We start from the raw sequence: 8,062 nt of genomic DNA on the forward strand, positions 1-8,062 counted from the left end.
CCTATAACATTGGAGTATGCTCTTGCTGAACAGTATGAAGTTAATGGGGAAGATAATTGTTTTTACTTTTTTAACCCTTTTTCCTTAAATATTTTTAAAATTGTTATTGGCAATATATTGAAGTCAGTTAAAAGAAATCGGAGAATAGTGGAGCTGATTTTGTATTATCCACTTCCGGAATTTAAGGAATTTCTGCGCTTAAGTACTCCTTTTGAAATGATTAATAAAATCAAAGTTCCTGGTGATCATGGGAAATATGGGAAATTTGTCATTTATCGGGCATTTTGAGTTTTTGAGAGTCGGTGAAATAATTGTTGAACTTTGCTAAGCTAGTTATTCAGATCGGGATATTGTTTGGTGTTTATTCAATCGGTGCATGGATCCAGCAATATTTTAATTTATTTATACCCGGTAGTGTCATTGGGCTTGTATTGATGTTTATTTTATTAACAACAGGGATATTAAAAGCAAATTGGATTGAAAAAGGAGCAAGATTCATGGTTAATCACCTTGTGCTTTTTTTCATTCCGGCTACAGTTGGCCTGTTAAATTATTATGATTTATTTAAAGGAAAAGGAATTTTTCTTATCGTGATAACAGTGGTAAGTACATTATTTGTTATGTTGGGTTCTGGAGTAACGAGTCAAATGCTTGCTAAGGAAAGGAACATTAGTAATGAATAATTTTGTAACTGTTGCTATTGTTATCATTGGCACAATTATCGCATATTTATTTGCTAAATGGCTGTATAAAAGAATATACACGCCTTTATTACTACCAGTTGCTGTCGCGACGTTTGTCATCATTATTTTTTTAATTGTTTTTGATATATCTTATGATACGTATATGATTGGTGGAGAATGGATCAATGCATTCTTAGGGCCGGCTGTAGTTGCTTTGGCTTATCCTCTTTACGAAAACCGGGAGATATTAAAAAAACTGTTAGCTCCTTTGCTAGTTGGTACGGTTGTTGGATCATTTATTGGGGTGATAACTGGTGCTTTTTTGACCAAGGTTCTCGGCTTTAATAAAGAGATGATATACTCGATTACACCAAAATCAGTTACAACACCTGTGGCAATGGATATTAGTGCTTCTTTAGGTGGGATTGATTCGTTAGCAGCAGTTTTTGTGATGATAGCGGGAATATCTGGTGCTATGTTTAGTACATATGTATTTAACGTTTTTCGGTTAACAAATCCAGTCGGTCGTGGTGTCGGATTAGGATCTGCTTCCCACGCGATTGGAACGGCTAAAGCGCTGGAAAATAGCCAATTGGAGGGATCCATTAGTACGATTGCGATGATATTGAGTGCGGTGTTTGTTTCTATTATTACGCCATTTATCAGTTCACTTTTCATATAAAAACAACTGGCATACATTCATACCAGTTGTTTTTTTAGTCTTTAGTGACGTTTTTGCAACCAAAGTACACCAGATTTTGTAAGACGTGGAAGAAGTCCGGTTACGGATTGGGAGAACATGCTTCCAAATCCATCCGATTTACCTAAAGATCCTAGTGTTCCCCGTAACCTTATTTCTTTTGGTTCTTTTGGCTGTTTTCCATCTAAAATATCTCCTAGAATAACTGCAACTTGTTCTCCTTGTTGACCAGCCAATTGTCCACTAGGCGAATAATGAGAAGAAGCATTATCACCAATTACATAAATATTTTCATTTCCTGGCACTTGGAAAAATTTATTGACAACAATCTTGTTTTGATTATCTTTTTGAAAAGGTAATTCTCTTACTATACGGTGTGGTTGAACTCCTGCCGTCCAAATTGTTACATCATTTACATAACAAATACCGTTATTACATACACCATCTTTTTCTACATATTCTACATTAGCATGATGCAACACTTCGACATCATTTTTAATAAACCAATCGGAAACATGTGCTTGAATTTTAGGATCAAATGCACGTAAGACAGACCCACCTCTATCTAATAAGCGAATATTTAAATCGGGTCTACTTTCTCTAATTTCTGAAGCTACCTCGATACCACTTAGTCCTGCACCAACAACTGAAACTTTCCCATAGGCACCTAGGTTACCAACAGCGAGTCCAGCATGTCTAGCTTTTGAAAAGCTTTGTACACTTTCTGTATATTCTTCTGCACCTTCAATTCCGTGATAAGCATCTTCACAGCCTAAAGCGATCACTAAATAATCATAGGAAACGATCGTGCTTTTATCCCTAAAATAAACTTCTTGTTTTTCATAATTAATCGATCTAACTTCTCCAAACTCATAATGCACTTGATCATGGACAGGAAATTCCGCTCTAACATTTTTATCCGCTTCTGTTCCTGCTACAATGGTATGAAATTCTGTTTTATACGAATGATACGGGTTTTTATCAATTACAATTATTTGTACGTCTTCTGGTAAAGCAGTGCCTAAAAGTCCTGTCAGTACTTTTACCCCACCGTATCCTCCACCTAATATGACTAACTTTTTCATAATAAGACCTCCGCAATGTTTAGCGTAAAAACTCTCGCCTTTCCTACTATATAAGATTACCAAATTCGTAAAGAAAAAACTAGAAAAAGTATATCAACGAATAATCATCAACTGTACCATTCCGCTACTTTTTCGTCTTTAGGAAGTAAGTATGTTAAAAATCCTAGTAACGGAAATAAAGAAACAAATATCATCGTTGGAAATAGGCCAATCCAGTCGATAAGAGATCCGAGGGCAACTGATCCGATGGCCCCCATCCCAAATGCTAAACCGACAATGAGTCCAGACATTGTACCAATCTTCCCTGGTATTAATTCCTGTGCATATACGACCGTTACGGAAAAGCTCGACATAATAAACAGTCCGACTAAGCTTAATAGACCAATAGCGATTATATGATTTACATAAGGCAATAAAATAGCTAATGGAGCAGGTATAATGTATGAGAAAAAAATAACATTCCGCTTTCCGAAACGATCTGCTAAAGGACCTCCGATAAATGTTCCAACAGCGCCCATAAATAAAAAGGTGAACGTATAAATTTGTGCTTTTGCGATGGTAAGTTCATAGGAATCAATTGCGTAAAATGCGTAGAAATTAGAAATGGCATTTTGGTACCATGAACGTGCAAACACGATAAAAATGAGTATAACTAAAGCAAATCTAATTGCTTTTTTTGGTGCTTTACTGGAGCGATTTTCAAGTGCCCTTTTCTGGTTGTTACTATATGTAATCATTTGTTTTCTGTACCAATTTGCAATATATAATAAAAATAAGACTGCAAGTGCTGCCACTAAAGTAAACCAAATGGCACCGAACTGACCGAGTGGGACAAGAACGAGTGCAGTAATGAGCGGAGCTAACGCTTGTCCTGTATTACCGCCAACTTGGAAAATACTTTGTGACAGTCCCCTTCTTGGACCAGCTGCTAAAAAGGCAACCCTTGATCCTTCCGGGTGAAATGTTGCCGAACCAATTCCAATAAAAAAAACACTGATTAGGATCATGACAAAGTTAGGTGCAAAAGCAAGTCCAAGCATTCCGACCATACTAAAAGATAAGCCAATTGGTAATGCATATGGCATTGGTCGTTTATCAGTGTACATCCCTATTACAGGCTGCATGACAGAAGCTATCATATTTAACGTAAAGGCAATTAAACCAAGTTGAGTAAACGTTAATCCTAATGATTGCTCCAATATAGGAAACATAGCGGGAATAACTGCTTGTAGTGAATCATTTAATAAGTGACACATTCCAATAATAAAGAGGATCGAATAAACAGTTTTATTTTCGCTTTTCCCAATAAACTGTTTCGATTGTGACTTTGTAGTTGAATTCATAATCAGCCTTCTTTCAGAAGAGTCATTGCATTATGAAATATATCATATTTGTCACGTTTTTGTCACTTTTTGATTTTGCTTATTATTACTTGATACTTTACGCCTGTTTGTCGATATATATAATGACGATCATTTAACTTAGTAGGGAAACATGTAGGTAATTTCGACTATAGGAGGATAAAAGGTGGATAAGACTTCAAGTATAGGCATCATATTAGGAATTGTTGCCGTTGGACTAGGTATGATAATAAAAGGTGTAACGATCGACGCATTACTTAATCCAGCTGCTTTATTAATTATAATCTTAGGGACAGTGGCTTCTGTATTAATTGCTTTTCCAACACGGGTAATTAAAAATGTCCCTTCTTTATTTAAAATTATTTTTACCGAAAAAGATGAAGTCAATGTTAAAGATTTAATAGATCGATTTGTAGATTGGGCGGAACAGACAAGGAGAGAAGGACTACTATCTCTAGAAGCAAATATGGAAGAAATTAATGATCCATTTCTACAATCGGGGTTACAAATGGCAATTGATGGGCAAAATCCCGATTTTATTCGCGACGTATTAATGGAAAAAATTTCAGCAATGGAAAAAAGACATGCAGAAGGCGCACGTGTTTTTTCGCAAGCTGGTACATATGCACCAACTCTAGGGGTATTAGGTGCGGTAGTTGGGCTAGTTGCAGCATTAGGAAATATGGAGAATATGGATATTTTAGGAGCAGCTATCTCAGCAGCTTTCATTGCAACGCTCCTTGGAATTTTTACCGGGTATGTGTTATGGCACCCTTTTGCCAATAAGTTAAGGGAAAAATCAAAGCAAGAAGTAAAAATAAAAGAAATCATGGTAGAAGGTATTTTATCGATAACAACAGGAGAATCTCCAACTTTGATAAAAGATAAACTAGGTTCCTATCTATCTTCAAAAGAACTAGCAAAAATTAAAGTAATCAGCAAAGAACAGGAGGGAGGCAATGTTTCGGAGAAAGAGGAATGATCAAGAAGAAGAGAATATGGATGAATCCTGGTTACTCCCTTATTCGGATATGCTTACTCTCCTTCTTGCTTTATTCATCGTGTTGTTTGCGATGAGTGAGGTGGATGTAAGGAAATTTGAACAACTTGCATTTATTTTTAAAACAGAATTTACAAATGGAGCTGGAATAATCGATGAAGGTGTTAGTATTACTCCGGAGACTACCTCTGTAAACAAAAATGAAAATGAAGAAGAGGAGGAAAAAACGGAAGAAGAAATAGCCCAATTTAAAGAATACCAAGAATTAAAAATGATTCAGCAAAATATAGAAGAGTATATTACTACAAACAGTTTAACAGAAACATTAGGAACAAAATTAACATCAGAAGGTCTACTAATTACAGTCAGAACAGACATTACTTTTGATTCTGGAAGTGCAAAAGTAAAGAAACAAGGTGTAGAAATAGCAAAAGAAATAGCGGCATTTTTAAGTACAGACCCGCCACATGAAATTGTTGTTAACGGGCATGCCGATGATCGCCCGATGTACAATGAAGAATATTCTTCCAACTGGGAACTAAGTTCAATGCGTGCAATTCAGTTTATGTATTTACTATTAGAAAGTAGCCAGTTAGAACCAAAATGGTTTAGTGCAAGAGGATATGGAGAGTATCGACCAACTGTACCAAATACTACTGAAGAAAATCGCACAATAAACCGACGTGTCGAAGTATTAATTCAGCCGAATCACGATATAGAGAAAGAGATTGAATAAATTTTTTATTATATCGACCCTTGATGTGGTATGATGATAAGGGAGCAATTTCAAGATATTTAATAAAAGAGGGTTAAAAAAGTAATGAATAATTCAATATATAGTCTCACCTTTGATCAGCTTTCCAATTGGTTAGTTGAATCAGGAGAGAAAAAGTTTCGTGCTGAGCAGATTTGGGACTGGTTATATAAAAAACGCGTAACACGTTTTGAAGATATGAAAAACTTGAATAAAAGTTGCCGCGAACTATTGAAGGAGAACTTTATCATCCAATCAATGGACGTCGAATTACAACAGGAATCTGCGGATGGCACGATTAAATTTCTGTTTAAGTTAACAGATGGGAATTTAATTGAAACAGTGCTGATGCGCCATCATTATGGACTATCTGTTTGTGTAACGACACAAGTTGGCTGTAATATAGGTTGCACGTTTTGTGCAAGTGGTATATTAGCAAAAAATCGTGACCTAACTTGCGGAGAAATTGTCGAGCAAATTATGAAGGTACAGATGTTTTTAGATGAACGCAAGAAAGATGAACGTGTAAGTCATATTGTTGTGATGGGGATTGGCGAACCTTTTGATAATTTTACAAACCTCGTCAATTTCTTAAATGTAGTAAATGACCAAAGGGGATTGTCGATTGGTGCAAGGCATATTACTGTATCAACAAGTGGACTCGCACATAAAATATATGAGTTTGCCGACCTTGGGCTTCAAGTTAACTTAGCTATCTCGCTACACGCGCCAAACGATGAGCTAAGAACAAGTATTATGAAAATAAATCGCGCATTTCCTATCAAAAAATTAATGGATGCCATCGATTATTATTTGGATAAGAAGAATCGTCGGATTACGTTTGAGTATATTTTGCTAAAAGATGTGAACGATCATAAAGAACATGCAGTGGAACTTGCAAATTTACTGCAAAATAAACGTCATTTATCTTATGTGAACTTAATTCCGTATAATCCGGTTAATGAGCATATTCAATATGAGCGTAGTACACCAGAAGCGATACGGGTTTTTGAGGAAACACTTCAGGCACGAGGAATTAATTGTGGTGTACGATTGGAACAAGGAACAGATATCGATGCAGCTTGCGGCCAATTACGCAGTAAACAAATGAATAAACGAAATGTAGGATAATTCAACAAAAATCTACTCCATTCGCATATTGCGGGTGGAGTAGATTTTTGTTGTTGTTAGTTCGCTGATAAATTTCTTAGAATCCGTAAAAGTTGCTCAAGTTGGGGATGGAGGTAACGCAAAAGTATATATATATTCTATACTTTTGCGTTACCTTTTGGGATTATCTTAATTTACGTTTTTTAATGATATGATTCCGTATTTTACAACATGGCTTCTCGTGGCATTCGGGGTCATTCAATATTTAATTTATTGGTTTGAAATGAGAAAGAATTTAAGGGAGGAATAATAAATGTTTTTGACTTCTATCATTATATTTTTACTAGCGGCAATCCCTTTTTTTGAAATTGCGGTTATTGTACCAATTGCAATTATTGGCGGTCTGCCGGCAATACCTGTAATGATCGTTGCTTTTTTAGGTAATTTCCTAACAATCGTGTTATTAATTGTATATTTGGATAAGTTCAGAGAATGGCGTAGAAGAAAAAAAGGAGAAGAAGATATGAGTTCAAAACGGCATAAACGGGCTAAGTCTCTGTGGGATAAATATGGACTGCCAGGACTTGCGTTTATCGGTCCGTTTTTCGTTGGCAGCCACTTATCAGCTTTACTTGCCATTACAGATCTTTAAACAAAAGCCCACTCCTTTAGGTGTGGGTTGATTCAATTTAAAAAATAAAAAAAGTCGAAAAATGATACGAACGCATGTTGCCTTTTTGTTCGAAAGATTGTACAATGAATACAAGACAAATGTTCGCTAAGGGGGTGTTCGAAGATGGGGAAAAATACTTCGCCTAGTTTTGTATTATCTTTGGAATTAGAAAATAATCCGCTCATTTTTTCTGTCATCGAAGACGAACTGGAAATCTGCAGAGTAATGTACAATACAATTTTAGGGAAATATTTAAAGCTGGAGCACCAAATGAAGCGTGAAAAAGCGTATAAAAAGTTGATTCGCCAGTATAAAGCAGTATCTGGAAAGTTAGAAAAGAATCCAAAAAATGAGCACTTAAAAGCAGAAAAGAAAACAATTCAGGAAAAACTGAAACAATTAAGAGAAAAATACCAATTAACGGAATACGCCTCCCACAAATGGGTAAAGCCCATACGAGAACATTTTGGCAACAAAGTGAATAATAAGAAAAGGTAAAAAGACGTGGGTGTTCTCCAATCGTTATGAGAAGCTTCGTTTGCAATTAAAAGAACTCACCAGAAACAGGTAGAAATACGTAAATTATCTCATCGAACGTTAACCAACGCATTATTAAAGTTGGGAGACACCTTTTTTGTAGAAACGATGAACTTTACATCTCTACAAAGACGCAAAAAGGAAACGGAGATTTCTGAG

The 8,062-nt window shown here is 35.8% G+C and carries 9 protein-coding genes and 1 pseudogene; 8 read left to right on the plus strand and 2 right to left on the minus strand.

Annotation, left to right across the window (positions count from 1 at the left end):
• From ACPYKA_RS16200 to ACPYKA_RS16210, 3 genes and pseudogenes are all read left to right on the plus strand, one after another.
• Window positions 1-288, plus strand: a pseudogene (locus tag ACPYKA_RS16200) (SAM-dependent methyltransferase); the annotation flags it as partial.
• A gap of 26 nt (window positions 289-314) precedes the next feature.
• Window positions 315-683 (plus strand): CidA/LrgA family protein, encoded by a 369-nt coding sequence (locus ACPYKA_RS16205; RefSeq protein WP_479543256.1) that lies wholly within the window; start codon window positions 315-317, stop codon window positions 681-683.
• Window positions 676-1,365, plus strand: coding sequence for an LrgB family protein (locus ACPYKA_RS16210; RefSeq protein ID WP_479543257.1), 690 nt, complete (start codon window positions 676-678; stop codon window positions 1,363-1,365). The genes ACPYKA_RS16205 and ACPYKA_RS16210 overlap by 8 nt, the downstream gene beginning before the upstream one ends.
• A 41-nt stretch (window positions 1,366-1,406) precedes the next feature.
• Here ACPYKA_RS16210 and ACPYKA_RS16215 read toward each other — a convergent pair whose 3' ends face one another.
• Complete coding sequence (locus tag ACPYKA_RS16215) at window positions 1,407-2,468, minus strand: NAD(P)/FAD-dependent oxidoreductase (RefSeq protein WP_479543258.1); 1,062 nt, start codon at window positions 2,466-2,468, stop codon at window positions 1,407-1,409.
• 107 nt (window positions 2,469-2,575) lie between these two features.
• Window positions 2,576-3,811: an MFS transporter gene (locus ACPYKA_RS16220; RefSeq protein WP_479543259.1), complete on the minus strand. Its 1,236-nt coding sequence runs from the start codon at window positions 3,809-3,811 to the stop codon at window positions 2,576-2,578.
• A 184-nt stretch (window positions 3,812-3,995) separates the two neighbouring features.
• On the opposite strand from ACPYKA_RS16220, the gene motA reads away from it, so the two are divergent.
• From motA to ACPYKA_RS16245, 5 genes are all read left to right on the plus strand, one after another.
• Window positions 3,996-4,811: a flagellar motor stator protein MotA gene (motA, locus tag ACPYKA_RS16225; RefSeq protein ID WP_479543260.1), complete on the plus strand. Its 816-nt coding sequence runs from the start codon at window positions 3,996-3,998 to the stop codon at window positions 4,809-4,811.
• Window positions 4,789-5,565 carry a flagellar motor protein MotB gene (gene motB / locus ACPYKA_RS16230; protein WP_479543261.1) on the plus strand — a complete coding sequence of 259 codons (777 nt, stop codon included), beginning with the start codon at window positions 4,789-4,791 and terminating at the stop codon, window positions 5,563-5,565. Before motA ends, motB begins: the two co-directional genes overlap by 23 nt.
• Before the next feature lie 84 nt (window positions 5,566-5,649).
• Window positions 5,650-6,714: a dual-specificity RNA methyltransferase RlmN gene (rlmN, locus tag ACPYKA_RS16235; protein WP_479543262.1), complete on the plus strand. Its 1,065-nt coding sequence runs from the start codon at window positions 5,650-5,652 to the stop codon at window positions 6,712-6,714.
• A 292-nt stretch (window positions 6,715-7,006) separates the two neighbouring features.
• Window positions 7,007-7,345 carry a small multi-drug export protein gene (locus tag ACPYKA_RS16240; protein ID WP_479543263.1) on the plus strand — a complete coding sequence of 113 codons (339 nt, stop codon included), beginning with the start codon at window positions 7,007-7,009 and terminating at the stop codon, window positions 7,343-7,345.
• Window positions 7,346-7,489: 144 nt separating this feature from the next.
• Entirely contained in the window at window positions 7,490-7,864 is a 375-nt protein-coding gene (locus tag ACPYKA_RS16245; protein WP_479543264.1) for a hypothetical protein, read from the plus strand.
• Window positions 7,865-8,062: the final 198 nt, after the last annotated feature.

The organism is Pseudogracilibacillus amylolyticus (SeqCode) (assembly GCF_051918545.1).
Taxonomy (GTDB): domain Bacteria; phylum Bacillota; class Bacilli; order Bacillales; family Amphibacillaceae; genus Pseudogracilibacillus.

Excerpts from the sequence above, each read along its gene's own strand:
- ACPYKA_RS16210 (WP_479543257.1), top strand. The coding sequence starts at position 676 with ATGAATAATTTTGTAACTGTTGCTATTGTTATCATTGGCACAATTATC.
- ACPYKA_RS16215 (WP_479543258.1), bottom strand. The coding sequence starts at position 2,468 with ATGAAAAAGTTAGTCATATTAGGTGGAGGATACGGTGGGGTAAAAGTA.
- ACPYKA_RS16220 (WP_479543259.1), bottom strand. The coding sequence starts at position 3,811 with ATGAATTCAACTACAAAGTCACAATCGAAACAGTTTATTGGGAAAAGC.
- motB (WP_479543261.1), top strand. The coding sequence starts at position 4,789 with ATGTTTCGGAGAAAGAGGAATGATCAAGAAGAAGAGAATATGGATGAA.
- rlmN (WP_479543262.1), top strand. The coding sequence starts at position 5,650 with ATGAATAATTCAATATATAGTCTCACCTTTGATCAGCTTTCCAATTGG.
- ACPYKA_RS16240 (WP_479543263.1), top strand. The coding sequence starts at position 7,007 with ATGTTTTTGACTTCTATCATTATATTTTTACTAGCGGCAATCCCTTTT.
- ACPYKA_RS16245 (WP_479543264.1), top strand. The coding sequence starts at position 7,490 with ATGGGGAAAAATACTTCGCCTAGTTTTGTATTATCTTTGGAATTAGAA.